The organism is Alteromonas sp. CyTr2, assembly GCF_947311905.1.
Lineage (GTDB): Bacteria > Pseudomonadota > Gammaproteobacteria > Enterobacterales > Alteromonadaceae > Alteromonas > Alteromonas macleodii.
Map to the genome: position 1 here is coordinate 128659 of NZ_CAMZMZ010000003.1, position 26241 is coordinate 154899.

Here is a 26241-nt window from a genome sequence, read left to right on the forward strand (position 1 = left end):
GAAAAGCCTTTTGAAAAGCGAAAAGCTATTACGGATTCTAGTAAGTTATCGGCATGACAATCCAAAAACATTGACTATAAAGCAAATTTTAGTGCATTTTTTCATTCACAGTTTAATGCACTGTGTTGTTGAAAATGACTCAATAGTAAGCAACAACATAAAATTAGTAAGACGGAGAAATTAACATGACGCATGCGCCCGTAGTTGACGTACTTAAAGGTAAGTACGCCGTTGGCGAATCGGTAACCGTAAAGGGTTGGGTAAGAACACGCCGCGACTCTAAAGCGGGGTTATCATTTATTGCACTACACGACGGTAGTTGCTTCGATCCTGTACAAGTTATTGCGCTAAATTCTCTGTCAAATTATGCCGATATCCAGCGCTTAACAGCAGGCTGCTCATTATCGGTTACCGGTACAGTGAAAGAGTCTCAGGGCCAAGGCCAAGCCGTTGAAATTGACGCAACTGACGTTGAAGTTTTGGGTTGGGTAGAAAACCCTGATACCTACCCAATGGCCGCTAAACGTCACAGCATTGAGTACCTTCGCGAATATGCGCACCTTCGCCCACGCACTAACGTTATCGGCGCGGTAACCCGTGTTCGCAACTGTTTGTCTCAGGCGATTCACCGCTTTTTCCATGAGAAAGGTTACTTCTGGATCTCTACGCCTATTCTAACGGCAAGCGATACGGAAGGTGCAGGTGAAATGTTCCGCGTATCAACCCTTGATATGATGAACCTTCCACGCGACGACAAAGGTAATGTTGACTATTCAGAAGATTTCTTCGGCAAAGAAACCTACCTTACGGTATCAGGTCAGCTTAACGTTGAAACTTACTGTACAGCTATGTCTAAGGTGTACACCTTCGGCCCTACGTTCCGTGCAGAGAACTCAAACACATCTCGTCACCTCGCCGAGTTTTGGATGATTGAGCCTGAAGTGGCGTTTGCTGAATTGAAAGACGTAGCACAACTAGCTGAAGACATGCTGAAGTATGTATGTAAGGCCGTGCTTGAAGAACTGCCTGACGACATGGCGTTCTTTGCTCAGCGTATTAAGAAAGACGCCATTGAGCGTTTAGAAAAGTTAGTAAGCTCTGACTTTGTTCGCATGGACTACACTGACGCTATCGAAATTCTGCAAAACTGCGGCAAAGAATTCGAATTCCCTGTTGAATGGGGTATCGATTTATCTTCTGAGCACGAGCGCTATCTTGCAGAAGAACACGTTGGTGCGCCAATTATCATGCAAAACTACCCGAAAGATATTAAAGCGTTCTACATGCGCATTAACGATGACGGTAAGACTGTTGCAGCAATGGATGTACTCGCGCCAGGTATCGGTGAAATCATCGGTGGTTCACAGCGTGAAGAACGCCTAGACGTTTTCGATGCACGCCTTGACGAAATGGGCCTATCGAAAGAAGACTACGCGTGGTACCGCGACCTTCGCCGCTACGGCACCGTACCTCACTCAGGTTTCGGTCTTGGTTTCGAGCGTCTTGTAGCATACGTAACTGGCATGCAAAACGTACGTGACGTGATCCCATTCCCACGTACACCGGGCAACGCTAGCTTCTAAGCAGTTGTTCGCTAGATTTAAAAGCCCGCATGTAGATTGCTACATGCGGGCTTTTTTACTTCTTGAACCGTTATAGTCAGTAGCGTGGTTAAGTCCTTTTCTAACTCAGAAATATCTTCTGCTTGTTCCTTAGTAAGTTGCGCTTCACCATTTTCAAGCTCATTTTCCGTTACGTTTTCTATGCTTATTAAAGGGTTAGCACTTTCACTACTAAATTCAGAGAGTAGCCCAACTTGCCCAGCTAAAACTCCCAGCTGCAGCGCCACGCCCCGTGTCCATGCTAGCCTTACCAATGTGGTAGAGGTAGCGAACCGATAGTGTTTTGGATGCCAAAACCGCGCAACGCCAAACGGCTTCAATAGCAGTAAGAAAAACAGATAGAAAATAATAAGAAGCATACCACCCCAAAAGCATGCTGGTTGCTAAAAAATAACATCGCTGAGCGAAGGTAATACTTATCCAAAAACGCAAAAAACCAACACGCCTTTTCAGGAATAAACGACTTACCTGCTTCTTAATTTTTCCATATACACTACGAATTTCGTTTGCTATTTCCATCACTTAATCGTCAATTATTGTTGTTATACTGATAAATACGACTGGCTATACTTCCCGACATGCCTGCAATAAGCTATGCTGTTGATTCTAAAAATCAACGGGTTATACCTCTAGGCTGCTATCTATCATACAACGAGCATACAAAAAGTGGCGTGCAAAAGCATATGGCTGAATCAAATACGTTATCTATAGTTTGTGAGCAATGCCATACTCAGGTACACATTCCCGCCCTAGCACACAGGCAACGGGCCGTGTGCCCAGTATGTAACCACACACTAATATCTCATCGCGATGGCGCAAGCGAAAAGTTGCTCGCTTATACTTTCAGTGCTCTGATATTTTTATTACTTTCGTTACCTTTTAACTTTCTGACATTTAAAGCTAGCGGTCAAAAGCACAGTATTGACTTGCCCACCGGCATTACCGTACTCATTGAAAACGATTATTTATCACTAGCGATAATAACCAGCTTAGCGACGCTACTGCTGCCCGGAATGGTACTCGGCGGCCTGCTATTGTTATCGTTAGCTCAATTACAAAACCGACGCCCCTTTTACTTGCCGCGGCTTTACAAACTTGTGAAAGCCCTCTTACCGTGGAGCATGGCAGAAATTTTTCTTGTTGGTACCTTGGTTAGCCTTATAAAAATTACCGAATTGGCCGACGTTTCCATAGGCCTATCATTTTACGCATTCGTTGGCTTTTCAGCGTTCACGGCTCTTTGTATATCCCAATTTGATCCCACACGCTACGCCATGTGGATGTCTCAAGGCCAACCACCACAACCTAAACCACTGTGTGAAGCACAAGCGCAAGAGAGTATTCAGCGCACGTGGGCGTTGTTGATCACCGCTTGTATCTTATATATTCCTGCTAATGTACTGCCAATTATGTATACTGAATTTTTTGGCCAAGAGACGCCCAATACCATTATTGGTGGTGTCATATCGTTGTGGGAATCGGGCTCGTATCCAGTGGCGATTATTATTTTAGTTGCCAGCGTGGTAGTGCCAGTGGCAAAAATTATCATTCTTGCTTGGCTGAATTTTTCCGTACAGCGAGAGAAAACCACTTCAAAACAATTACGTATACGTTACTACCGCATCACTGAGGCGATAGGCCGCTGGTCGATGATAGACGTTTTTGTTGTAGCAGTGCTGGTATCCCTTATTCAGATGGGGAACACCATGTCTATTTATCCAGGCCAAGCGGCACTCGCCTTTTGTGCCGTTGTATTTGTAACGATGATAGCCGCGATGACGTTTGATTCGAGGCTAATTTGGCAGCAGTGGAAGCAATTACCATGACCATAAACGATCCGAACATTAATGAAGCTAAGGTCAAACCGACCTCGTCCATTTCTCGCATTTGGATTATCCCAATTCTTGTTATCGTTATTGGTGGCTGGATGGTGTACTACCAATGGAAGAATCAGGGCCCTCTTATTACGATAGAGCTGCATTCGGCAACAGGTATTGAGGTAAACAAAACACCAATAAAAGTGCGCGACCTAGATATTGGACAGGTAAAAAAGATAACGCTAAAACCTGACTTGAACGGCGTACTTGTCACGGCCAGAATTGATGCTAGCGCGGCCCATCTACTCAATGAAAATGCAAAGTTTTGGGTTGTCGCCCCCCGTATAAGTTTTTCAGAGGTTTCAGGGCTTAACACCCTCTTGTCTGGCAGCTATATTGCCATGTCAGCCCGTGATAAAGGCAAAGAGCAACTCCATTTTACGGCACTTGAGCGCCCACCGGTTACGCCTCCTGGCACTCCAGGGCTGCATGTTATGTTAAAAAGTGACGACGAATTTGCCTACAAACCTGGCGATCCTGTTATTTATAAAGGGTTTAAAGTTGGCGAGTTTGAAGACGCTACCTTTAATATTGAAGAACGTGTGGTGTATTACGACGCATTTATTGAAGCGCCTTACCATAAACTCATAACCAACACGACACGTTTCTGGGATGTTAGCGGTGTTAAATTGTTGCTTGAATCGAACGGTGTAAGCGTTGAAACAGGCAGCTTGGAAACCTTATTAGCAAACGGTATCACCTTTGGGATCCCTGACGGCGTGCCAAAAGGTGAACAAGTGCTAGATAACGCCTTTTTCACAATTTATGGGGATAGCACATCCGCCTCAGATGCACGTTATAAAGTCGCCGCTGAATACTTGCTACTTATCGATGAAAGTGTGCGAGGTCTAACCGTTGGCGCACCGGTTGAATACCGTGGTATTGAAATTGGCAACGTAACTGCTATCAACTCCTTCCCTGCTTTAGATGGCAACATTTTGGAGCGAGATTATCCCATCCCCGTGCTTATTAATATTTACCCCGGTAAAGCAAGGCAGCCAGATACCAAAGAAGGCCTTAGTGCAATAAAGCAAACCATTCGAAACTGGCTAGAAAGAGATCTTCGCGCATCGCTACGCATGGGTAATGTATTAACAGGTGGTTTGTATGTAGATTTACAGCATGTACCTGATGCCGACAGTAACAGCGGCATTGAAGTGATTAACGGCTACGAAGTAATTCCTACTGTTAGTAACGAGTTCACGCAATTGACGCAAAAGGCCGACGCAATTTTAGACAAAATCAATCAGCTTCCGCTTAAGGAAATGGTGGAAAATGTGCAGTTAGCCGTTGAAGACATGCGTTTAGCTGCTGAGTCTGTGGAAACGGCAAGCAGCGACTTTGATGTACTTATCGCTGATATTGATGCGAAAGCATTAAATAGTAATCTTAATCAGGTTCTTGTTAGCCTTGATGGCCTGCTTAAAAATTACAGCGAGGGTGGTTTTAACCAGTCTGAGATAAAAGAGACCGTTGATGCGCTGCAAGAAACCATGCGCAATATTCAGCCTTTATTGTTAAAGCTAAACCAGTCTCCGAATAGTTTAATATTTTCAAAGGATGATGAAGCGGACATTCAACCTAAAGCAAAGAATTAGCGCAGCAGAGTCAAACAAATGCGCGGTTAATTTTCGAGCAACAATGGTGTAAAAAATGAATGCTCTTTATCCTTGATAATTAGCCGATATTAAGAAAGTAATACGCTACAGTGAATGTCAATTGACAGTAATGCCATAGCGAAACATTCAAAAACAAGGATGGAAGGAATAAATAGAATGATACAGCAGTTTAATGTTTTCCCATCTCAACCTACAGGTAAAGCGCTGTTTATCGGTGTATTTGCGCTTTTCACCTGCGTATTATCGGCGTGTAGTAGCGCGCCTCGTTCGCTGACATACTATTTACTTCACACCACGGGTGACAGTGCATATACCGTAAACAAAGCATCAACAGCTGTTGTAATAGATAAGATAACCCTACCGGAATATCTCAAACACCGTGGGCTTGTGTACCAAACCAGTGACACCAACTTGCATATCTCAACCAGTCACTTGTGGGCCGAGCCTGTAGACGAAGGGCTTACTAAGGCGCTAACCAGCGCGTTAGCATCAAAGCAAGTGTCATTGCTTCGCCCCGATCACTACGCAAGTGAAGAAGCCATTCATATGGCGTTGCACCTCAATGATTTTGTCAGCACCTATGAAGGGGAAGTTATTCTATCTGGCCAATATGTGATTACTCACGTGGAAGGCCAAACGCAAAGCTACCCATTTTTATACAAAACGCTCCTTGAAGATGATGGATTTTCTCCAAGTATCAAAGCAATGAGAAATACTATCCAACAACTTGCAGAAGATATTAGAAAAACTGTGACAAAATCTGCTTAATCATGTTCGGCTCTCTCAAGCAATACGTATTTAGTGGCGTAAGCCGTCACTACAAAGATGAAACCAACAGACGCATTATGGTGGTGAACCTTTTTGCGGCAGTGGGTATGTCTATCACGTTCTTGCTTGGCTCCAGGGCTTTTATTGACGGTGAATATTCCCTTTCCACTACCCTATTTACTGCCAGTGTAGTATTTGCTATTTCACAGCGGTTACAAGTTCGGTTTGCATCAGCCAAAGCTCGTACATGGTCTATAACACTTCTCATTATCTGTTTAATGGTACTAACTCTCCTACTGCTGATTACCGGTGGTAAAGACAATACCGGTCCCCTTTGGATTTACTTGGTGCCGCCAGTCACTATGTTTTTTGCAGGCTTTGTCAGAGGCCTCATCGCACTTATTGCCTTCACGCTAGTTAGCGCCATCGTACTTTTCGGCTTCAATGACGCTTCATTTGTAGCAAACTACACCTACGCGTTTAAAACTCGTTTACTGTATTCTTTTTTAACCGTTTCATTTCTGTCGGCGTTTTATGAGTACAGTAGACAAAAAAGTTACGACACCGCACTTTATTTAAGTGAGCAGTTTGAGCGCCAGGCCAAGCATGACCACTTAACTCAGTTATTAAACCGGCGAGGGGCGCAGCAGTGTCTAGAGCGCGAGTACGCAGGAATGCTGAGAAGCAAACGTAAATTTTCGGTCGCCCTTGCAGATATTGACCGCTTTAAAAGTATTAATGACACCTTAGGCCATGAACAAGGTGACGAGGTCCTTCGTCAGATTTCAAAAGTGTTTAGTTCTCGCCTGCGAGGACAAGATATTCTCGCACGGTGGGGTGGCGAAGAATTCATGTTCATCTTTACCGATACCGATGAAGCGGGTGCTGTAAATGCTTTGGAAAATATTCGAGATATTTTGAACAACGCACCGCTTAATATTAACGGTAGCGAGATCCATGTAACGAGTAGTTTCGGGGTGAGCGAAGTTAATCCCGATATAGATATTTCCTGCGCCGTTCGTCGAGCAGACCAAGCACTTTACTATGCCAAAGATAATGGTCGAGATTGCGTGTGTGAATTTTCGGCGCTGAGCTCCCCCTCTTTTTCAGAAAACTAAACCAATTTCCCTGTTTAAATTAGTAGGGATAACTGACTTTATACAAAATTGACTCATGTTTGGTTACATTTGCGCTGTATTCCTGAAACACTTTAGCGCTACACTATGTAAAGTATTCGCTATAAAAGTAGATTTAGCCATGAAATGGATGAAAGTTGCACTGCCTATTGGTGTTTTATTAGTAGGCTACTTAGGTATGAAAGGAATCGAAGCCTCTGCCTCTGATAATACTATTACAGAGGAAGTTGATACCCGTCCAATGGTGACTATTGAAGCCTTATCGCCAGAAGACGTGCGCGTTCAACTTACCTCGTATGGCGAAATAACGCCCCTTGAAACCACAAACCTTGCAGCTCAGGTATCGGGAGAAGTTGAGCGCTGGAACCCTAAATTTGTGAGCGGCGGTCTGGTTCGACGTGGCGAAACCTTATTTGAAATAGAAGCTGACGCATATGAAGCGGCATTATTGCTGGCTGAAGCTAACCTCGCTAGCGCGCAAGCACAGCTTATCCAAGAGCAAGCGCAAGCTGATGTTGCTGCCAAAGAAGCGAAAACGATGCCTAACGCAAGGGTAACTGACCTTTACCTTCGCAAACCTCAAGTGATGAGTGCGCAAGCTGGTGTAAAATCAGCAGAGGCGCAGCTTAAAATCGCCAAGCGTGATTTAGACAACTGTAAGGTAAAAGCACCATACAATGCACTTATAGTATCGAGAGATATCAGCACTGGTGACTATGTTACTCAAGGCACGCCAGTCGCTGTTATTAACAACATCGAATACGCTGAAGTAACCTTCCCTGTAGCAGGCTTTGACCGTGTTTTTCTAGCAGACAACACCATTGGTAGTGAAATCGCCATCGAAGTAGATGATGTACAGGGCACTACCGTAAAAGGTACCATTCACCGTGATACGGGTGTGGTAGATAACACCACGCGTATGAGCTATTTCGTTGCCCGTATTGAAGATCCTTACGCCATCAATTCGTCGAAGCCTATCGTGAAGTTTGGTTCGTATAGCACAATCGCATTTGAAGGAAAAACCCTTAGTGACGTATACCGCGTACCTCAAGAGTTGGTAACCAATCGATTGTTATGGACGTTAGATGACGAAGACAGGTTAAAATCGCAAAAGGTTAAAGTTGTTCGCGAGGAAAATGGCGACTTCCTTATTCAAGGCGATTTCAATGCCAAAAAAGTCGTGATGAGTTTGCCTGAATATCCTCAAAACGGTATGCCTGTTAAGGTCATTGAGACCACGACCGAAATTGTGACAGCAAAAGCAAACTAAGGAGCTGTCATGGAAAACCACAACGATACACAAACAGGCATTATTTCTTGGTTCGCCAGAAACTCCGTGGCCGCCAACCTATTGATGATTTTTATCGTCATCATGGGTATAGCGAGCTATTTCACCATTCAGCGTCAGATGTTTCCAAACATTGAAATAAACTACATCACCGTTGAAGCCAACTACCCTGGCGCTTCACCTCAAGAGATTGAAGAGAGTATTTTCATTAAAGTTGAGGAAGCAGTAAAAGACATTACTGAGATTAAGCGTACGGTTTCACGTGCATTTCGCGGCGGCGGTGCAGTTACACTGGAAATTGATACCAAAGCTGAATTAACAGATGTACTTGATAAGGTGAAGCTTCGCGTTGACAGTATTGCCACCTTCCCCGCTGGCATGGAGCCAGTTAATGTTTCCCAAGTAGAGTTCCAGCAGCAAGTTATTGAAATGCCTCTTGTCGGTGACTTGCCTTTGTCAGAACTCAAAGTGCTGGCAAAAGAGGTGGAAGATGAGCTTCTACAACTTGGCTCTATCTCTTTGGTTGAAGCCAATACACCGGACGATGAAATTGCCATTGAAATTAAACCGGATACGCTTAGAAAGTACGGTTTAACTATTGCCGACGTTACACAGGCAATTAATAGTTACTCTGCCAACATTTCCGCAGGTCAGCTTAGAACTAACTCAGGTATCGTATCGGTACGCGTTGAAAACCAGTACTACAGCGGCGATGAGTTTAAGCAAATTCCCATCAAAATCGGTGCGGGCGGCGCTAAGGTAACCTTGGGCGATGTCGCTTATATCAACGATGGATTTGTTGAAGGTGAACGCTACTTTAAATACAACGGCATGAACGCTATCTACATTGCCGTTAAAGCCACTAAAACCCAAAACACCATTCCTGTAGCCGAAACCGTAAAAGCCTATATTGATCAGAAAAACGAAAGCCTTCCTCAAGGAGTAAGCCTAGAAATTCTGGTTGATATGACCTATTACCTTAACGCTCGTTTAGACATGATGTTGTCTAACCTGGTTCAAGGCTCAATTCTAGTGGCGCTAATGTTAACCCTGTTCTTGCGCTTTAGGCTTGCCGTGTGGGTAATGGTTGGTTTACCGGTATGTTTCCTTGGTGCCATGATGTTAATGCCTTTGTTTGGTGTAAGCATAAACATCCTCTCACTGTTCGCATTTATAATGGTATTAGGTATTGTGGTTGATGATGCCATTGTTATTGGCGAGAGTGCTTACACCGAAATTGAAAGCAAAGGTGGCGGTGTTGACAATGTTATCCGCGGTGCCAAGCGCGTAGCCACACCCGCTACATTTGGTGTATTAACCACTATCGCCGTGTTTGCGCCGTTTACGCTAAGCAGCGGACCTGAAGGCACTTTCTTCTACAATATCGCTGTTGTCGTAATCTTGTGTTTAGCATTCAGCTTAGTTGAATCAAAACTCATTCTGCCGGCACACTTAGCCCACACTAAATTTTCCCCAGTTAAACCAAACAGCTGGCGGGCGCGTTTTAACAAGCGATTCTTTGCTTTTGTTAACGGTCCTTACAAGCGTTCTCTAGCGAAAGCGATTGAATGGCGCTGGGCAGTGCTGATGATGTTTGTCGCACTGTTAATGTTAAGCATGGGCCTAATTGGTGCTAATTACGTAAGGATGGTGCCAAATCCTAAAGTACCTCATGACTTTCCAAGCGTTAAAATAGAGATGAATGAAAACGTCTCAGACTTAGCAGCCATTAACGCGTTGAAAATTGTTGAGCAAACAATTTTAGATGTTGAAGAACAAATCATCGATGAGTTCGGTCAAGGCATGATAAGAGATCGCCTCGCATTTAATGAAGACAGAACTGAAGGCCGTATTTTAGCGCCGTTAGTTAACGAAGAAGACCGCCCTATCGACACGTTTGAGCTTGCTCGTCGCTGGCGCGAAGCCATTCCTGAAATTACCGGCATGAAATCATTTACCGTAGTTGATGACGTAAACGGTGATGGTGATGACGGCGAATTTGGCTATTTACTCTTTGGCCCTGATATCGACACCCTAAACGCAGCAGGTCTTAAATTTATTGAAATGCTGCAGCAGCAAGAAGGCTTGTTTGACGTTAGCTCAACTATCGACCCTCCAAGCAAAGAAGTACAAATGACATTGCTTCCAGTTGCGTACGACTTGGGTCTTACTCTGTCTAATATCGCTTCTCAAGTAGGTGCTGGCTTCTACGGCGGCGAGGCACAACGTGTTATTCGAAAGGGTGAAGAAGTGAAAGTGATGGTGCGCTACCCAGAGCTTACCCGCGAACGCTTCGCCGACTTGAAGTACTCTTTGATCACCACGCCTAATGGTCAGGAAGTTATGCTGGGTGACGTTGTGGCCTTAGAGGAGAAACCAGGTATAAGCTACATTCGCCGTGAAGGTGGATACCGTAGCGTTTACATTTGGGGCAATATCGATGAAGAAAAGATTGAACCAAACGAAGTGGTCACTGAAATTAGAGAGAAGCTACTTCCTCAATTAAAAGAGTCGTTCCCGTCGGTTATGACTGAACTTGGCGGTGACATTGAGGAGCAGCAAGCGCAACAGAATGAGCAGATATTGTTTTTCTTAGCTGCCATGATCATGGTGTATATCCTTCTTGCTGTACCACTTAAAAGTTATGGGCAACCACTTATTATCATGTCGGTTATCCCGTTTAGCTTTACAGGCGCAGTCTTCGGCCACTTTGTGCTGGGCTTAGACTTATCTATGATGTCTAACTTTGGCCTAATCGCTGCCGCAGGGGTTGTTATCAATGACTCACTAGTTATGACTGACTTTGTGAACCAGCGCCGTGCACAAGGCTACAGCATTAAAGAAGCGGTGACCGAGGCTGGTACCGCGCGCTTCCGAGCGATTACGTTAACCTCAATCACTACGTTTGTGGGCGTACTGCCCATTATGTTTGAAACAAGCCTACAGGCAGCGTTTGTTGTACCAATGGCTGCGGCACTCGGTTTTGCTGTACTTTACGCTACGCTTGTAACGCTTATATTGGTGCCGTGCTTGTACTTAATACTGCTTGATTTACGTGGTCCGTTTACGTTTATTAAGCGCAAGATTGTACGCAAAAAGCCTACTAAGGATAACGACGGCAATAGTACTTCTCATACACATGTACCTCAGCCAAGTGCATCGATGGACTAGCTTTTATCGCTGAGAAAAGCTACAAACACCTAACTGTTTTAAAATGAGCCTTTATTGGCTCATTTTTTTTGATTATTTATGATGGGAGTCACCATGAGCAACACCATTTCAATAAGACCAGCCACGCCTGAGGATATTTCACAAATTCGCCAGTTCATTCTGGAACTTGCTATTTATGAAAAAGCAGAGCATGAAGTAGAAGCAGATGAAGAAGCGCTATTAAAAACATTATTCGGAGAAGGCGCAACCGCGCATTGTGTAATGTGTGAAAGCGCTGACGCGCCTATTGGTTTCGCTGTGTATTTCTTTAATTACTCTACGTGGCAAGGACGCAATGGACTCTACCTTGAAGATTTGTATGTTTCACCAAAATCACGTGGCCTGGGTGCAGGGAAAGCATTATTGCAACACTTAGCTAAAACAGCGGTAGAAAACGACTGCGGGCGTTTCGAATGGAGCGTATTAGATTGGAACAAACCAGCTATCGATTTTTACGAGTCACTTGGCGCTAAACCAAAGAGTGAATGGTTAGGCTATCGTATGGATGGACAGACACTTATCGACTTTGCAAAGCAAGGCGAATAGAGCACAAAGTCTCTAAATACAAAGTGCAGAGATAAAAAAAGCCATTCGCTTTCGCGAATGGCTTTTAAACAATATTTTAAAACTGACGGTTAGTTTAGAAAGAACCAATCAGTGATAGACGCGCATTAATTGGCGCACCTACTGTTACCTGATGCGTAGAGTGTGCATTCGGGAAGTAAAGCGTATCAGTCAAGTTTTCAACGTTTAACTGAAGGCGCATTTTGTCGCTAAGCGTGTAGTAAGCAGACGCATCAACACGGGTATAGCTTGGCAGTACAGGTGACGTAGCACTTGTCGATACTTTACTTTCGTCCTGATATGTAGCACCAATGCCGAAGCCAAATACTTCATTCACTTCGTAGGTTGTCCATACTGACATGGTGTTTTCAGGTAGCTCACGAAGCTCCACACCACTTGCATTTTCGCCATCAAGGTTGCTGTAGTTCGCAGTAATATACCACTTGTCTGTGATATAACCTTGCAGCTGTAGCTCAAAACCAGATACATCTGAGTCAACTTCAACAAAGCTTTCAGGGTCATTCGGGTCGTTATCCAATGACGTCTGCTCGTTCTCAAAGATAGCTGCTGTAAAGCTCATGCTGTCGTTGAAGTCCCACTTAACACCAATTTCTTGGTTCGTGAACGTGTCTGGATCTAGCGCGTTTGCGTCGCCATTAATATTCGCATATTGCTCGCCGCTGCGTGGCAAGAATGACTCACTGTAGCTAGCGTATATAGAGATATTTTTCTGTGGCTTATACACTAGGCCTGCACGCGGTGACACTTCTTCGTCTTTTCTGCTGCGTGTCTCTAAAACTTCAGGGTCCGCGTTGAATACTTCAATATCGAAGCTGTCAAAACGTGCACCTAGTACAAGGTCGAAGTTGTCTGATAGTGCAATTTCATCTTGAACATAGAAAGAGTATACATCCAAGTCTACATGCGTATCGTCGTTCAAGTCAGAGAAGTCTGCTGTAACTGTTACGCCTTCAGCATTTGTACCAGTTAAACCACGGAAGCTTAACGGACGTGAAATATTAAACGTTTCTCTATCACCGTCAGTGGAATCAAACACAGGGTTGTAACGATCTTGGTTTGACTTGGTATTAATAACCTCACCACCGAAGATAACCGTGTGCCCAATGCTTCCCGTTTCAAATTCGCCAACTAGGTTAGAAGACAAGATCATGTTTTCACGCTGCGTAGTATCAACGTATCCGTCTAGCGTTACTTGCTCAGTCTCAGCGTTATAACCTGCCGCATAAAAGGTCGAGTAAACTTTGTCATAGTCACCGTAAAAAGCGTTGAAGTTACCTTTCAGGTTATCTGAGAAAGTGTGCTCAACGTTTGCACGGAACACGTCAGCGCCCAATGTTTGGTAATTGTTATCTGGATCGCCAAACACGATTTCTTCAAACGCTTCAACTGGCTCGCCGTTGGCTGTTGGCACACCGCGGTCAATAAAGCGCTCGTGGTCGATATATTCATACGACACATCAACAATTGTGTCATCGCTTAACTCAAAGCGTGCCGTTGGGTTGAAGCCGTAACGATCTCCGTAAAAGAAGTCGCGATGATTATCTAAGCTTTCGTACATGGCGTTAATGCGCAGGGCCGACTTATCGCCCGTGTCAACATTGGTGTCTAACTGTAAGTTGTATGCACCAAACGTATTAGCAGATACGTTGTAGTTTACAAACTTATCGCTCGTTTTCGCTTTCTTAGATACACGATTTAAGATACCGCCCGTACCACCGCGACCGAATAGCAATGCATTTGGACCACGAAGAATTTCTACCTGTTCAACATTGTAAAGTGCACGGTAGTATTGAACGTCATCACGGTTACCATCTAAGTAGAAATCTGCAGTAGAGCGCACGCCACGGAATACTACCGCGTCGCGGTGACCTTCACCTTGCGATGTATTAACACCTGGTGCGTAGTCAATAATTTGTCCAATGCTAGTAATACCGCGAGCCGTTATTTCTTCAGCCGTAATAATCGACAAGCTCTGTGGCACGTCGATAATAGGTGTAGGGCTTTTGATAGAGTTGGACTGGTTAACCGAAAGGTACTTACCTTTCACCGTTAGTCTCTCAATATCTTCCATATCAGCAGCAAAAGTTGCTGGGCTTAGAATTATCGCAGCAGCAATACTCGTGAGTTTGAATTCCAAAATTGCTCTCCAAGTGTTCTGTAAGTGTTGTGTGTTTACTTTTAAAAATCTGTAAAACCCTATTATCACGACCCGGCTTTCTGCCGAATTTTGCAATTGCAAATAATAATAGTTGTTATTTTTGGTCGGGATATTATAAAAATTTAGAACAAATGACGAGAGCAAAAGCAACAAAATTTAAAAACTCTTTAAAATTTTCTTAATTTTTTAGATGAATCTGACTAAAATTACGCCAAATTAGACTAAAGAATAAGCAGTTGGGTATATTTCGTACGATTATAGAGGCGCATATTGCCAGTGCCGGAGGCCAAGCGACAGGGAGAACAAACAGCTAAGTGAAAAGGTATTTACTGGCTACATCATCTGAAGTGTAGTCCGTGTGAATCAAGAGGGATCTGTGAAGTTAGCGCGAAGACGGATAAGCGGAAAAAATGTTTGGGAAGTAAAAGTTCAATGGCCCTTCGATACTGATAGAGCCTTGAACAAACTCATTGATACAGACTGCCAACTACACAACAGCATAGCGGCTTAAAATCAAAGCCACTGTGTTTTTTGCTAAGCTCTTCTTATCGTTATCGCTGAGGGAATCTTCTATTTTGAACAGCTGAGGCCAAAAGCACTGTCCTTTTACTAAGCTATCAATTTCATCGACAACCCGATCCAAGTCGTCAAACGCGAGTTTATTGTCGGCTTTGGCATCCTTTAACCAGCGGTGCATAGCCGTCTCTTGGGCTTTTAATTGCGCAACTTCATCTTTTAGTTTTTCCGGCTCGTAGAAGAAGTGGCCAATCGCAACCCGAGCTAAATCGAGGTGTGATTCACTCACCATAAACTCAATGTCTTGCAAAATAAGGTCTTCTAGCTGCTCGTCTAGCGGAAGCGTAGCATCGTACTTTTTATTAATATTTAAAATAGCCGTTTGCCACTGCTGCGTAACCAAATGCATCACCAGCTCTTCTTTTGTAGAAAAGTGATTGTACACCGTGCGCTTTGACACATTTGCCAGTTCAGCCAGCTTATCCATGCTTGTGCCGTTAACGCCAAACTCTTGGAACGCCTGTGTTGCCGCCTGAATAATGGCTTCGCGTTTGATGTCGCTACGCGTACGTGTGTTGCCTACCATATGGAAATTCTCAAAATTAGTTATCCGCTACATTAACCCGATCATTTTACACCGAACAGTTTACTTTTCAATGCGACCGCACTAAAATGCACTCACCAGTTTACTTTAGGTAATAACTATCTTTGCTGCCGTTGTGCATACCATCACTACCTGGGGTTTACACATCTATACTTTAATTACCCTGACTATGGATTACATACACCTATGTCCATGATGCGATTCTCTCACATTTTATTTTTAAGCGTTTTATCGGTTTCCACTTTAAGTGCATGTTCTTCCGAAGAGCCTGCCGAGCAACAAGCAAACGTTGCACCTCGTTATGTCAAACTCGCTACGGTTAGCAACATTCCAGATTTTGACGAATTCACCTTCCCTGCCGTTGTATCGGCAGTGAAGACCGTCGATTTAAGCTTTGAAGTTTCAGGCCGCCTTATCCAGACTGACTTGGTGACAGGCAGTGATATCAATAAAGGCAAGTTACTTGCCACTATTGATCGTAAACCATTCGAAAGACGCGTGGACGAGTCTACGACACGACTTGAACAGGCCAAACGAGAGCTTGATAGAATTGAGAAAATGTTCGCTCAAAAGCTAGTTGCACAGAGCTCTCTGGATACTGCAAAAACATCTTACGAACTAGCGGTTATCGACTTAAAAAATGCAGAGCAAGATTTGAGCTACACACAGCTATATGCTCCTTTTGATGCAAAAGTATCTCAACGACTTGTTGAAAATAACAGTTTTGTTGCCGCAGGAACGCCGATTGCTCGCCTGCAAGATGTGTCTAAAATATACTTCAACATAAATGTTCCTGAGCGCTTACTTACTGCCAATATTGGCCGTGGGATAAAACAAGCCAGCGCCACATTAGCCACCAATCGCAGTCAGTGGTATCCGGTGAACTATGTAGAGCACTCTACCCAACCTGATCCTGTGTCGCAAACTTATGAAGTGGTGTTTGCCATGGAGCCTCGCGAAGAACTTCCCCTAACACCGGGCGCGCGCGCAGTGGTAAAAGTCAGCCTACAAGGTAGCCTTTATCCAGAAGGCTTTGTTGTGCCTGTAAGATCACTTGTGGGTAACAAGGACTCTGGCTTTGCCGTATGGGTATACAACGAAGAAACGAATGCAGTAACAAAGCGAGCTGTAAATGTTAAGCATATTGAAAATGAACTAGCAATTATCGAAGGTAAAAGCCAAGGTGAAATCACTCTTGGCCAGCAAGTGGTTGCTGCTGGAGCAACACAAATGCGTGCAGACATGAAAGTACTTCCTTACCAAGGAGAGAAGTAATTTATGGATATCGCACGCTATTCAATTGATAAGCCCGTCAACATTTGGCTAATGGTAGTCATCCTGCTTTTAGGCGGCATTTTGGCTATGAGCAAAATTGGTCGCTTAGAAGACCCTGCGTTTACCATCAAACAGGTAAAGGTATACACCAACTATCCTGGAGCCAGTGCTGAAAAGGTAGAACGTGAAGTCACTGAACGATTGGAAATTGCCATTCAGCAAATGCCGCAGTTAAAGGAAGTGACGTCAGTTTCATCGCCGGGCCTTTCAGAAATTACCGTTGAAGTTAAGAGTACTTACGACAGCAACCTCTTACCACAGATATGGGATGAGTTGAGAAAGCGACTTCGCGACACCGCAAGCTCGTTGCCAACGGGTGCACAAAACCCAGTGGTATTTGATGATTTTGGTGACGTTTACGGGCTTTATTACGCGTTAAGTGCACCTGATTTCGATACCCGGGAGCTTCGAGAATTCGCCCGAATTATTCGACGTGACCTGCTTACTACAGAAGGTGTTGCCAAAGTAAATGTCACTGGCGTTCAAAGAGAACAGATAGTGGCCTATATCAACCCTTATCAACTCGCAGGCTTAGGCATTTCATTTCCTGATCTCGCCTCTCTTTTTGAAGACAACCTGCGCCCGTTCAACGGCGGCCGTATTAAAGTTGACGAAAAAAATGTGCGCCTAATTGTAGAGCGCGCGCCAGACAGACTAGAAGAAATATCTAATCTGTCAGTGGTAGTGCCTGGCACAAATCGTTCCCTTCGGGTTGCTGATATTGCCACGCTAAAGTTAGAGCCTGCCGACATACAGCCCGTTCATGTACGCTACAACGGCGAAGAAGCACTTACGCTTTCAGTATCAGCGTTGACCGACGTTAACATTGTTGATGTGGGCGAGCGCGTTAACGCAAAAGTAGAAAAGCTGCTTCAAGAACTGCCTGTCGGTATTACGCTTACGCCTATTTACGATCAGGCCTCAGTCGTCGACGAATCGGTTAGTGGCTTTATTAATAACCTCGTTATGTCGGTGGCGGTTGTTACCTTAACGCTATGTTTGTTCATGGGATGGCGCTCAGGCGTGGTAGTTGGCTCTGTGCTACTTGTCACCGTACTAGGTACTATTCTAATCATGTGGCTTATGGATATTCAGCTTCAAAGGATATCACTTGGTGCCATGGTTATCGCCATGGGTATGCTGGTAGATAACGCTATCGTAGTTGCTGAGGGGATGATGCTGCGCATGGCCACCGGCTCTACAGCCAAAGAATCAGCCAGCTTTATTGTTAAGCGTACGCAGTGGCCTTTACTTGGCGCAACCGTTATCGGTATTGCGGCTTTTTCAGGCATAGGCCTTTCAAACGATGCTACAGGCGAGTTTCTTTATTCGTTGTTTGCCGTAGTGTTGGTTTCCCTCATGATAAGTTGGGTATTAGCGGTAACCTTAGTGCCCGTGCTTGGCGCATATTTTTACCGCAAAGGTATTGGGCAAACCACAGGCAACGAACTCTCTGCATCGCAACGCTGGTTTAAGCGTGCACTTTTAGGCGCACTTAAGCTTCGTTGGGTAACCATTGGTGCACTGTTTGTTATTACTATCGTGGCTTATGGAAGTTTTGGCATGGTAAAACAAGGCTTCTTCCCTCCGTCAAACGCGCCGCTGTTCTTTGTGCATTATTGGGGCCCGCAAGATAGAGATATACGTGCCACTGAAGTCATTGCAAAAGAAGCTGAAGCTCGTATTTTGGGAATGGAAAACGTCACGGCTGTAACCACCTTTATAGGGCAAGGCGCCGATCGTTTCACCCTCACTTATGCACCTAAAAGTGCTAACGAAAACTATGCCTTTTTCATGGTTCGTGCGAATGAACTTGATAATATTCCGGCTATTCAAAGCGCGCTTGCGAGTAAGCTTACCGACCTGGACTTCGACGCTAGCTTTTATATGGAGCGCATGCAGTTTGGCCCCGGCTCTGGTGCAAAACTTGAGGCCCGTTTTTCAGGCCCAGATACTGAAATACTTCGCGAACTGGCGGATGAAGCCAAAGCACTGCTTTTTGCTGACGGACAAGTGAAAGACGTTCGACATAACTGGCGTGAAAAAGGCTTTGCCATTAATACGCAGTTTGACAACTACAACGCAGGGATTGCTGGCGTTTCGCATAGTGACTTTAGCCAGACCATACAGTATGCAAGTAGCGGCGTTCAGCTAGGTACGGTGCAAGACGGTGATTATGCTTACAACATTATTGCAAAGATGGGTAAGGCTGAAGATACCGAGCTTCAATCAATACGTGAATCACAAGTATGGTCTACGCAACAGCGCCAATACGTGCCTTTCACACAGGTATCTCAGGGCTTGGAGTTAATGACCGAAGAAATGCGTATTCACCGTCGCGACCGCGTTCGCACCATTACGGTAGAAGCTGAGCCGGGTGACGATGAAACTGCAGCCAAAGCGTTAGCGAGAATCCGCCCACTTATTGAAGACATAGAACTTCCAGCTGGATATTCATTAGAATGGGGTGGCGAATTTGAAAGCTCTAGCGATGCACAAAAAGCGCTGGGCGCTGGCTTGCCTGCTGGCTTCCTAGTCATGTTTATTATCTCAGTGTTGCTATTCGGTCATGCTCGTCAGCCGCTGATTATCTGGCTTGTAGTACCTATGGCTATTGTTGGTGTAGTCTCTGGTCTATTAGGTACCGATATGCCGTTTGGCTTTATGTCGCTACTCGGCTTCTTAAGCTTGTTTGGCATGCTTATTAAGAACGCTATTGTACTTATTGAAGAAATTGACCTTCAGATAGAAGAAGGCTTAGCCATTCGCCAAGCGATTGTTGACGCTACTATCAGCCGTGTACGCCCTGTTTCACTGGCGGCGGTAACGACCATATTAGGGATGGCGCCGCTGCTGTTCGACGCCTTCTTTGCCGATATGGCAGTGACCATTATGGGTGGCCTGGCCTTTGCGACGGTACTTACACTTATCGCTGTGCCCGTACTCTACAGTTTGCTGTTTAAAGTCAGCTACCGCAAAAGCTAACGCTTTAAAACTAACGGTCTCTTCACCGCAATTTATAAACGCAGGTAGAGAGACCACTCCCCTTTCAAGCGGTGTTCACTATTAATAACATACGAGTACCGACCTAACGCTTTGCCTCTACCCTACTTTGCATAAACTTCATCACATCGCGCCACGACACCATTCCTACTGGATGCCTTTTCGTGTCGATAATAGGAATGCAGGAAATTTTGTGGGTATTAAAAAGCTCAATAGCCGAATAAACAGAGTCACTTGGGTTAAGTGTAATGACTTCACGAGTCATGATTTGGTGCGCTTTTTTATCCAATGTAGCGCGATCAAGCTTTCGTTCGCTTAAGGTATCTACAAAAGGACTAATCGATTTCATCACGTCTCTGTCAGATATAATCCCCTGCAGCTTATTGTCATGCACCACGACCAAATGATGAAACTCCGCAGCAGCAAAGAGCTCGCGCAATGACTGTAAACTGTCATCCATGTGCACGCTAACCACCCGCGTAGACATAATTTTAGCAATGCTCATTAATACTCCTCATTAATTCCAGTGCTTCGGCTTTAATTTAGTTATAGCAAGCACACGACAATTGTACCTAACACGGGTTAAACATAGCGACACCCAATAAGGCATTCTCATGTTACGTGTACGGATTTTCTCCCATTGATACGGCCACATAGAACAAGCGTAAATCCAGCTCTAGTTGATGATAATCTGGCTCCATATAGCAGCAAAGCTTATAAAAGGCTTTGTTGTGGTCTTTTTCTTTGAAGTGCGCCAGTTCATGCACTACAAGGGCTTTTAATAAGGCCTCTGGGGCATAGAGTAAATCGTTATTAATGGCCAAATCGTGTTTGCGCGTTTTACCCTGCATACGGTAAGTATGCGTACCTAGCGCGTTAGTTATCATATCACCTTGCTTTTTAAACGCGGCTCGCCCAAACGGTGGCGCATTTTTTAAGTATCGCTTTTTTAATTCCGTCGCGTACTGATACAGCAATTTGTCGGTGGTTATATCATGGGCCTCTGGGTATTTTTTTAGTAAATAACGCTGTAGCCGATTGCTGGAAATGAGCTGTAAGGCTTGCTCCACAATAGTTGAAGGGTAGCCGTTAAAATACCGCGCATATTCATTCACGTTTTTTCTCCTTTACGTCAGGAATTATAAAGCAAATTGGAGCCGTAGACAGTGAAAGTCCCCACCGAGGTTTACGGTATTGTTCCCGCAAGAAGCTTTGATGGAGGGGACATTAGCTACACTACGCCTTACAACAACTGTAATTTATTGATTAAAGGCTTTTGCTCGCAATGAGTTTGCTACGGGTGAATATAAACTAAAACCAGAGAAAACTGACGACGCCACATGAATTCAACTAATCGCCAGCCCTTTAGCCACTGAAGATGGCGAACGCTACTATCAGCTTACGCTGAATGATGCTTCTAGTCGAAAACACGAACTCCAGAAACTGGCCTTACAGACAGACTTTGGTGCACTCACAGGTATTTATAATCGCAATGGCGGTGAAAAACCGATTGCGAAGTTAATGAGAAAAAACCGCCACTTCGCTCTCGCGTTAATTGACCTGAACGGCTTCAAAGCGGTGAACGATATTTTCGGTCATGATACGGGCGACGAAGTACTACTCCCCAATGGTTTTGCCTAGCATGCGCTTCAATGTGCCATCTTTATCAACGAAATGATGCTTAAGAGCGCCAGCAATGTGTAGCAAGAGTGCGACAATAACGGTATAACCAAGATAGAAGTGTATAGCGCCACCTGCTTTGGAAAGCTCGTAATTTATCGGTAGTGTTTTCTCAGGATCTTCAACACTATAATTTGGCGCGAAAACCTCCAGGCCAAAAACTGACAGCCCGTGCCCACCCAATACCGACGCCATCAAGCCTGAAATTGGCATTAAGAGCGTGGCGATAATCAACACCCAGTGCACAACTGACGCTAATTTGTGCTCTATTGGCTTATATTTAGCAGCAGCGCTAGGCCAACCATTTTTCATGCGCCATACCACACGTGCTAGTGCTACAAAGAGTACAAGAAAACCAATCGCTTTGTGCCAGGGGTATAGTGCATATACACCGTTTTCCGACATGTAAATCCCCGTGGCAAGCAAGCCAATAATGGTTAATCCAACCAACCAATGCAAAAATACCGTAGTGGTAGCAAATTTGTTATGACTATCGTACTGCATGCGTTCCTCACTTTTATTTTCATATTAAGAACTACGTTTTCCTTAAAGCGTATCTCAATATTGTATATCTCCTCACACATTGTGAGGGATTAATTCTATTCATAGAGCAATTTTTAGACCGTAAGCAGTGCATAAACACATTGAGGGGTTAATACAGGTTCACTCTCTACCCTGCGCTTTGATTGCTCCTTCAAGTGTTTTGTTGAAATTTTTTGCCATGAACTAGCCGTTTCTAAAATGCTTATATCAGCGATAGATTATTTATAAAAACCATCTAGCCAGCGGGATGAATAACACTTAGACTGCAAAGACAAAAATAAAAACGACAGGTATTGCGCCAGTGCCCTAGGCACGCGGCGCTCGACATCACTTTTATGTTTTTCCAATACACGCCAATTAATTAAAAGGTCTGGGTATTGACCAATTTTTACAAACATAAGCGGTGAAGTACTTTTCATTTTAGTAACAAGGGTTCTCAATTTAATGTCACAACAAAAAGTAGGTTTAGTGGGCTGGCGCGGTATGGTTGGCTCAGTATTAATGCAGCGCATGCAAGAAGAGCAAGATTTCGCGCACATTGAGCCCACCTTTTTCACTACCTCGCAAAAAGGTAGTGCAGCACCAGATTTTGCTGGAAAGGATGCTGGTGTTCTAGAAGATGCGCACGATATCGAAGCGCTATCTAAACAGGATATCATTATTACCTGTCAGGGCGGCGACTACACAAAAGCCGTGTACAACGATTTAAGAGCCACTGGCTGGAACGGTTATTGGATTGATGCTGCGTCAGCGCTTCGTATGAAAGACGATGCCGTAATTATTCTAGATCCAGTAAACCGCAAAGAAATTGATAGCGGCATTGAAAAAGGCATTCGTACCTACGTAGGTGGAAACTGCACGGTTTCCCTTATGCTGCTGGCACTCGGTGGCCTGTTTGAGAAAGACTTGGTTGAATGGGCTTCGCCAATGACCTATCAAGCCGCTTCAGGTTCGGGTGCACAGCACATGCGTGAGCTAATTAATCAAATGGGTGCAATTCACAGTAATGTGAAAGCTAAAGTTGAAGATCCTGCTACCGCGATTTTAGAAATTGACCAGCAAGTGTCTGAGTTTATTCGAAGCGCAGACTACCCTAGTGAACAGTTCGGTGTTCCGCTTGCGGGTAGCTTAATTCCGTACATCGATTCGCAACTACCTTCAGGTCAAAGCCGCGAAGAATGGAAAGCCCAAGCGGAAGCCAACAAGATTTTAGGTATTAAAGGCAGTGAAGTGCCGATTGACGGTATTTGTGTACGTGTTGGCGCCATGCGCTGTCATAGCCAGGCTATCACACTTAAGCTGAAGAAAGACTTGCCTCTAGCCGAAATTGAAACAATCTTGGCTAATCACAACGACTGGGTAAAAGTGATTCCTAACGATCGCGACGCGACGATGCAAGAACTTACGCCAGCGAAAGTGACCGGTACACTGTCTATTCCCGTAGGCCGTATTCGCAAGCTTAACATGGGTCCTGAATATGTCTCGGCATTTACTGTTGGCGACCAGCTATTGTGGGGTGCCGCAGAGCCGCTTCGCAGAATGCTGCGCATTGTGCTTGAGCAAAAGTAACGACAAGCTTATAGCAAATTAATCTGAATTTAGAGCGCCTTGCTGTGTCGTTACACGCAAGGCGTTTTTTATCAGGCTATAAAAGCCAATAAAGGCGCCCCACTTTCTGCCTTCATCACACGTTCCGCAGAAAAAATCCCCATCATTGCCCTGACGGCTAACGCCATGCAGCAAGATATCGACAGCTGTCACGCGGCAGGAATGGATGCCCATGTGGGCAAGCCCGTAGACAAGGCTCGCCTTGATAACACACTAGGTGAGTTTCTTGCTCACTCGGCGTGAGTAGTTAAAAAGTGACGTCCCACTGCAGAGAGTAGATGGTCTCGTCCCCTACTTCAGTATCGAACTGATCCAGTGAAACCCTGCTTACCTCTGCGGTTAGTTTGTTTTTGTGGCCATTAAAAAAATAGTTGAATGCCACTGTCTTTTCAAAAAAGCGATCGTCTTGTTCACTGGCTCGGGGCGAATAGGTCCCGAACCGTGCAGCCATTTCAAGGGGCTCTGGCCACCAGCTGATTGATTCACTCAAGAAATAACCTGCCTGCACATAATAGCCGCGCAGCGTAGTTTCTCTATTGTTGTTCGCTAAATCTACAATATCTTTTTCATGATATTCCGCTTGAGCATTAAACCCTTTATAAAAATAGGCACCATCAATCACAAACTGCTGAATGTCGTACTGACCTTCGATTTCGCCCGCACTAAAGTTGGCTAAATTACCAGCGCCAGACGATGAAAAACGTGTAAACTGGCTTTTGAACTTCGCCCCTGCTATTGCTAGCGCTGCTTTGGGGGTAGCTGTTCGTTTAATGTCACTGTTTTTAAACCCGACAGACTCACCTAAGAAATTCCACTGTAATCGCCCTGTATACATATTCTCGCCATCGTGATTGCTATAATCACCACGGCCTGAGCCATTGAATACTCCTACCCAGTAATTGAAATTGGCCGCGCCTGGACCATCAAGATTTCCGTAAAGGGATGCCCCCATTTGCCTATCTAGCGTAAATATTCTGTTGATGATTGAACGATCCATCATTTGCTGGCCGCCACTGCTTACACTGCGCTCTCTGGAATACTCGACTTTCCACTGACCAACCTTTAACCGAAGCGCGTCATACTTTTCAAAGGATAGTGTAGCGGTGAGCGTGCGCTGATCGACAGCATCGTATTCCACACCATATTTAATCCAAGGCAAACCAATGTGACCATCTAATTTAACCCGCGCCCTGTTAATGCCAAATTGATTACCGGCATTATGCTCAAAGTCAGCACGCTCGGTAGGCTGGCTTATACCGGGATTGGCATAGCGAAACTGAAGTCTACCGCGCACGCGTAGTGAGAAGGTATTGTTGTCGCTTTGAAATGAAAGGCCGTTGCCATTGTATTGAGAGAACGTTTCGCTAGATTCACGCTCGACATCAACCTCAGCCGCTAAAACAGTCGTATGGAAAAGCGACGCACATAAAGTACTCAACAGAAGACAAGAAGAAAAACGATTTAGGAAAAGCAAAGCACACTAAATATAACGGAAGTTTGCACGCAGGATATACATATTAGTATAAGAATCAAGTGCTCTGACATAAAAATGACACAAAACTGTAATATTTAACGTTGAAATACACCGTTAGGTAGACCTTTCACTTAAACAGTAAAGCATTTGCCGGTAAGTGAGGACTTCCTTTCTGAGCAACTTCGTGTTGTTTGATCAGGTTAACAATATGCTTATTCACTGGCGTAGCTATGTGATTTTTTTCACCTAGCCTGACTATCTCGCCGTTCAAATAATCAATCTCCGTTCGTCGCCCCAGCGCCAAATCTTCATACATTGATGAACGAGCTTCGGGATCTATTTTAAGCGTAGATGAAGCCACCACATTGAATAAAAAATTAGGTAGCTTCATAATTTTTGGCATCAGTTTGGGAATGACCTTACCGGTTCTTGCTGGTGCAATTCCTTCCGCTTTTAATACTGCTAACGCCTCGGACAACACCTTTGCCATAACCAACCTATATTGCCTGTCCCCTAGCTGTGATTTCAGCGGTATACCCGACAGTGCATTGACCGCGTTATTCAAGTTCATAATAAGTTTGCCATATTGTACAGCTTTCATATCGTTATAAACCGTAACGGGCAACGACGCGTTGTTAAGCGCTTTTATGATGTCACTACATTGGTTATTGGGGTCTTCAAGGGCAATATTACCCTCAGTACCACTGTGAAAATGGCCGTTGCCTTTATAAAAAACATTGAAAGGCACCATGCCTGCAATTACGCATTGCTTTATGTGCTGGCGAAGCAGGTGTGCATTACCCACTCCGTTTTGAAGACTGACTACGACTGCTGATTGCTTTGCATGCTGATTGATTATTGCCGCAGCCTGCTCAGTATCTTGGCTTTTAACGCAAAGCAAAATGACGTCAGCATGACTTAAACTATCGTTCTCAATTGAAAAAGCGATATGCTCAGGCTTTGTTAGCTGCTCACGCCCTTGCCAATCCGTTATTTTAAGACCATTAGCAGTAATATCATCATATAAACGCTGACGGCCAATGAGCGTAAGTGCATTAGCGGCGCTCAATGTGGGGTCAGAGGCTAACAGGCAGCCCGCTACATAACATCCAATACTTCCCGCACCTAACACGGCAATTTTCATTATTGACTCCCAATGAAAGTTTAGCTTTCAACACCTTGTTAGACTGCGATTAAATGATCAAAATGTAAACA

At 44.5% G+C, this 26241-nt stretch carries 20 protein-coding genes; 12 read left to right on the plus strand and 8 right to left on the minus strand.

Annotated elements, in window-relative coordinates; translation table 11 throughout:
* Positions 1 to 185 precede the first annotated feature (185 nt).
* On the plus strand, positions 186 to 1583 hold the full coding sequence (gene asnS, locus QME20_RS03210; RefSeq protein ID WP_014948897.1) for an asparagine--tRNA ligase: 1398 nt from the start codon (positions 186 to 188) through the stop codon (positions 1581 to 1583).
* 17 nt (positions 1584 to 1600) lie between these two features.
* Here the strand turns inward: asnS and QME20_RS03215 are convergent, their stop codons facing one another.
* Positions 1601 to 1981, minus strand: a complete 381-nt coding sequence (locus QME20_RS03215) for a hypothetical protein (RefSeq protein WP_053103808.1) — start codon at positions 1979 to 1981, stop codon at positions 1601 to 1603.
* Positions 1982 to 2305: 324 nt separating this feature from the next.
* Between QME20_RS03215 and QME20_RS03220 the strand changes: the two genes are divergently transcribed.
* The 7 genes from QME20_RS03220 to QME20_RS03250 all read left to right on the plus strand — a co-directional run bounded on the left by QME20_RS03220 (position 2306) and on the right by QME20_RS03250 (position 12066).
* Positions 2306 to 3448: a paraquat-inducible protein A gene (locus QME20_RS03220; protein ID WP_239247232.1), complete on the plus strand. Its 1143-nt coding sequence runs from the start codon at positions 2306 to 2308 to the stop codon at positions 3446 to 3448.
* Positions 3445 to 5097, plus strand: coding sequence for an intermembrane transport protein PqiB (pqiB, locus tag QME20_RS03225; RefSeq protein WP_281715446.1), 1653 nt, complete (start codon positions 3445 to 3447; stop codon positions 5095 to 5097). The genes QME20_RS03220 and pqiB overlap by 4 nt, the downstream gene beginning before the upstream one ends.
* Positions 5098 to 5274: 177 nt before the next feature.
* Positions 5275 to 5886: an ABC-type transport auxiliary lipoprotein family protein gene (locus tag QME20_RS03230; protein ID WP_239259111.1), complete on the plus strand. Its 612-nt coding sequence runs from the start codon at positions 5275 to 5277 to the stop codon at positions 5884 to 5886.
* Positions 5887 to 5888: 2 nt separating this feature from the next.
* Positions 5889 to 7004, plus strand: a complete 1116-nt coding sequence (locus tag QME20_RS03235; RefSeq protein ID WP_239259109.1) for a GGDEF domain-containing protein — start codon at positions 5889 to 5891, stop codon at positions 7002 to 7004.
* A 139-nt stretch (positions 7005 to 7143) separates the two neighbouring features.
* On the plus strand, positions 7144 to 8292 hold the full coding sequence (locus QME20_RS03240) for an efflux RND transporter periplasmic adaptor subunit (RefSeq protein WP_281715447.1): 1149 nt from the start codon (positions 7144 to 7146) through the stop codon (positions 8290 to 8292).
* 9 nt (positions 8293 to 8301) lie between these two features.
* Positions 8302 to 11481, plus strand: a complete 3180-nt coding sequence (locus tag QME20_RS03245; RefSeq protein ID WP_281715448.1) for an efflux RND transporter permease subunit — start codon at positions 8302 to 8304, stop codon at positions 11479 to 11481.
* A gap of 93 nt (positions 11482 to 11574) precedes the next feature.
* Positions 11575 to 12066 carry a GNAT family N-acetyltransferase gene (locus QME20_RS03250; protein ID WP_239247238.1) on the plus strand — a complete coding sequence of 164 codons (492 nt, stop codon included), beginning with the start codon at positions 11575 to 11577 and terminating at the stop codon, positions 12064 to 12066.
* 94 nt (positions 12067 to 12160) lie between these two features.
* Here the strand turns inward: QME20_RS03250 and QME20_RS03255 are convergent, their stop codons facing one another.
* Together QME20_RS03255 and QME20_RS03260 are read right to left on the minus strand one after the other, a co-directional pair.
* Positions 12161 to 14242: a TonB-dependent siderophore receptor gene (locus QME20_RS03255; RefSeq protein ID WP_281715449.1), complete on the minus strand. Its 2082-nt coding sequence runs from the start codon at positions 14240 to 14242 to the stop codon at positions 12161 to 12163.
* A 508-nt stretch (positions 14243 to 14750) separates the two neighbouring features.
* On the minus strand, positions 14751 to 15365 hold the full coding sequence (locus QME20_RS03260; RefSeq protein ID WP_014948887.1) for a TetR/AcrR family transcriptional regulator: 615 nt from the start codon (positions 15363 to 15365) through the stop codon (positions 14751 to 14753).
* 210 nt (positions 15366 to 15575) lie between these two features.
* Between QME20_RS03260 and QME20_RS03265 the strand changes: the two genes are divergently transcribed.
* Both QME20_RS03265 and QME20_RS03270 read left to right on the plus strand, forming a co-directional pair.
* Positions 15576 to 16658 (plus strand): efflux RND transporter periplasmic adaptor subunit, encoded by a 1083-nt coding sequence (locus QME20_RS03265; RefSeq protein ID WP_281715479.1) that lies wholly within the window; start codon positions 15576 to 15578, stop codon positions 16656 to 16658.
* A gap of 3 nt (positions 16659 to 16661) precedes the next feature.
* Positions 16662 to 19703 (plus strand): efflux RND transporter permease subunit, encoded by a 3042-nt coding sequence (locus QME20_RS03270; protein ID WP_281715450.1) that lies wholly within the window; start codon positions 16662 to 16664, stop codon positions 19701 to 19703.
* 103 nt (positions 19704 to 19806) lie between these two features.
* Here the strand turns inward: QME20_RS03270 and QME20_RS03275 are convergent, their stop codons facing one another.
* Positions 19807 to 20226 carry a CBS domain-containing protein gene (locus QME20_RS03275; protein ID WP_049585888.1) on the minus strand — a complete coding sequence of 140 codons (420 nt, stop codon included), beginning with the start codon at positions 20224 to 20226 and terminating at the stop codon, positions 19807 to 19809.
* A 112-nt stretch (positions 20227 to 20338) separates the two neighbouring features.
* The gene (locus QME20_RS03280; protein WP_049585887.1) at positions 20339 to 20836 is read right to left on the minus strand and encodes a YgjP-like metallopeptidase domain-containing protein; all 498 of its coding nucleotides are present in this window, start codon (positions 20834 to 20836) and stop codon (positions 20339 to 20341) included.
* Between the two features lie 328 nt (positions 20837 to 21164).
* Here QME20_RS03280 and QME20_RS03285 point away from each other — a divergent pair, with 328 nt between their 5' ends.
* Complete coding sequence (locus QME20_RS03285) at positions 21165 to 21362, plus strand: diguanylate cyclase (RefSeq protein ID WP_262385675.1); 198 nt, start codon at positions 21165 to 21167, stop codon at positions 21360 to 21362.
* On the opposite strand, the gene QME20_RS03290 is transcribed toward QME20_RS03285, so the two are convergent.
* Positions 21339 to 21905 carry a cytochrome b gene (locus QME20_RS03290; RefSeq protein ID WP_049585883.1) on the minus strand — a complete coding sequence of 189 codons (567 nt, stop codon included), beginning with the start codon at positions 21903 to 21905 and terminating at the stop codon, positions 21339 to 21341. The genes QME20_RS03285 and QME20_RS03290 overlap by 24 nt on opposite strands.
* A gap of 483 nt (positions 21906 to 22388) precedes the next feature.
* Between QME20_RS03290 and asd the strand changes: the two genes are divergently transcribed.
* Positions 22389 to 23513 (plus strand): aspartate-semialdehyde dehydrogenase, encoded by a 1125-nt coding sequence (gene asd / locus QME20_RS03295; protein ID WP_281715451.1) that lies wholly within the window; start codon positions 22389 to 22391, stop codon positions 23511 to 23513.
* A 286-nt stretch (positions 23514 to 23799) separates the two neighbouring features.
* Here asd and QME20_RS03300 read toward each other — a convergent pair whose 3' ends face one another.
* Positions 23800 to 24990, minus strand: coding sequence for a porin (locus tag QME20_RS03300; protein WP_281715452.1), 1191 nt, complete (start codon positions 24988 to 24990; stop codon positions 23800 to 23802).
* Positions 24991 to 25153: 163 nt separating this feature from the next.
* The gene (locus tag QME20_RS03305; RefSeq protein ID WP_281715453.1) at positions 25154 to 26170 is read right to left on the minus strand and encodes a 2-dehydropantoate 2-reductase; all 1017 of its coding nucleotides are present in this window, start codon (positions 26168 to 26170) and stop codon (positions 25154 to 25156) included.
* Positions 26171 to 26241 lie beyond the last annotated feature (71 nt).

What these genes read in the sequence shown, in the direction of transcription:
- QME20_RS03290 (WP_049585883.1), bottom strand. Translation starts at nt 21,905, where the DNA reads ATGCAGTACGATAGTCATAACAAATTTGCTACCACTACGGTATTTTTG.
- QME20_RS03235 (WP_239259109.1), top strand. Translation starts at nt 5,889, where the DNA reads ATGTTCGGCTCTCTCAAGCAATACGTATTTAGTGGCGTAAGCCGTCAC.
- QME20_RS03265 (WP_281715479.1), top strand. Translation starts at nt 15,576, where the DNA reads ATGATGCGATTCTCTCACATTTTATTTTTAAGCGTTTTATCGGTTTCC.
- pqiB (WP_281715446.1), top strand. Translation starts at nt 3,445, where the DNA reads ATGACCATAAACGATCCGAACATTAATGAAGCTAAGGTCAAACCGACC.
- QME20_RS03215 (WP_053103808.1), bottom strand. Translation starts at nt 1,981, where the DNA reads ATGCTTCTTATTATTTTCTATCTGTTTTTCTTACTGCTATTGAAGCCG.
- QME20_RS03270 (WP_281715450.1), top strand. Translation starts at nt 16,662, where the DNA reads ATGGATATCGCACGCTATTCAATTGATAAGCCCGTCAACATTTGGCTA.
- QME20_RS03305 (WP_281715453.1), bottom strand. Translation starts at nt 26,170, where the DNA reads ATGAAAATTGCCGTGTTAGGTGCGGGAAGTATTGGATGTTATGTAGCG.
- QME20_RS03230 (WP_239259111.1), top strand. Translation starts at nt 5,275, where the DNA reads ATGATACAGCAGTTTAATGTTTTCCCATCTCAACCTACAGGTAAAGCG.
- QME20_RS03275 (WP_049585888.1), bottom strand. Translation starts at nt 20,226, where the DNA reads ATGAGCATTGCTAAAATTATGTCTACGCGGGTGGTTAGCGTGCACATG.
- QME20_RS03220 (WP_239247232.1), top strand. Translation starts at nt 2,306, where the DNA reads ATGGCTGAATCAAATACGTTATCTATAGTTTGTGAGCAATGCCATACT.
- QME20_RS03260 (WP_014948887.1), bottom strand. Translation starts at nt 15,365, where the DNA reads ATGGTAGGCAACACACGTACGCGTAGCGACATCAAACGCGAAGCCATT.
- asnS (WP_014948897.1), top strand. Translation starts at nt 186, where the DNA reads ATGACGCATGCGCCCGTAGTTGACGTACTTAAAGGTAAGTACGCCGTT.
- QME20_RS03250 (WP_239247238.1), top strand. Translation starts at nt 11,575, where the DNA reads ATGAGCAACACCATTTCAATAAGACCAGCCACGCCTGAGGATATTTCA.
- QME20_RS03245 (WP_281715448.1), top strand. Translation starts at nt 8,302, where the DNA reads ATGGAAAACCACAACGATACACAAACAGGCATTATTTCTTGGTTCGCC.
- QME20_RS03240 (WP_281715447.1), top strand. Translation starts at nt 7,144, where the DNA reads ATGAAATGGATGAAAGTTGCACTGCCTATTGGTGTTTTATTAGTAGGC.
- asd (WP_281715451.1), top strand. Translation starts at nt 22,389, where the DNA reads ATGTCACAACAAAAAGTAGGTTTAGTGGGCTGGCGCGGTATGGTTGGC.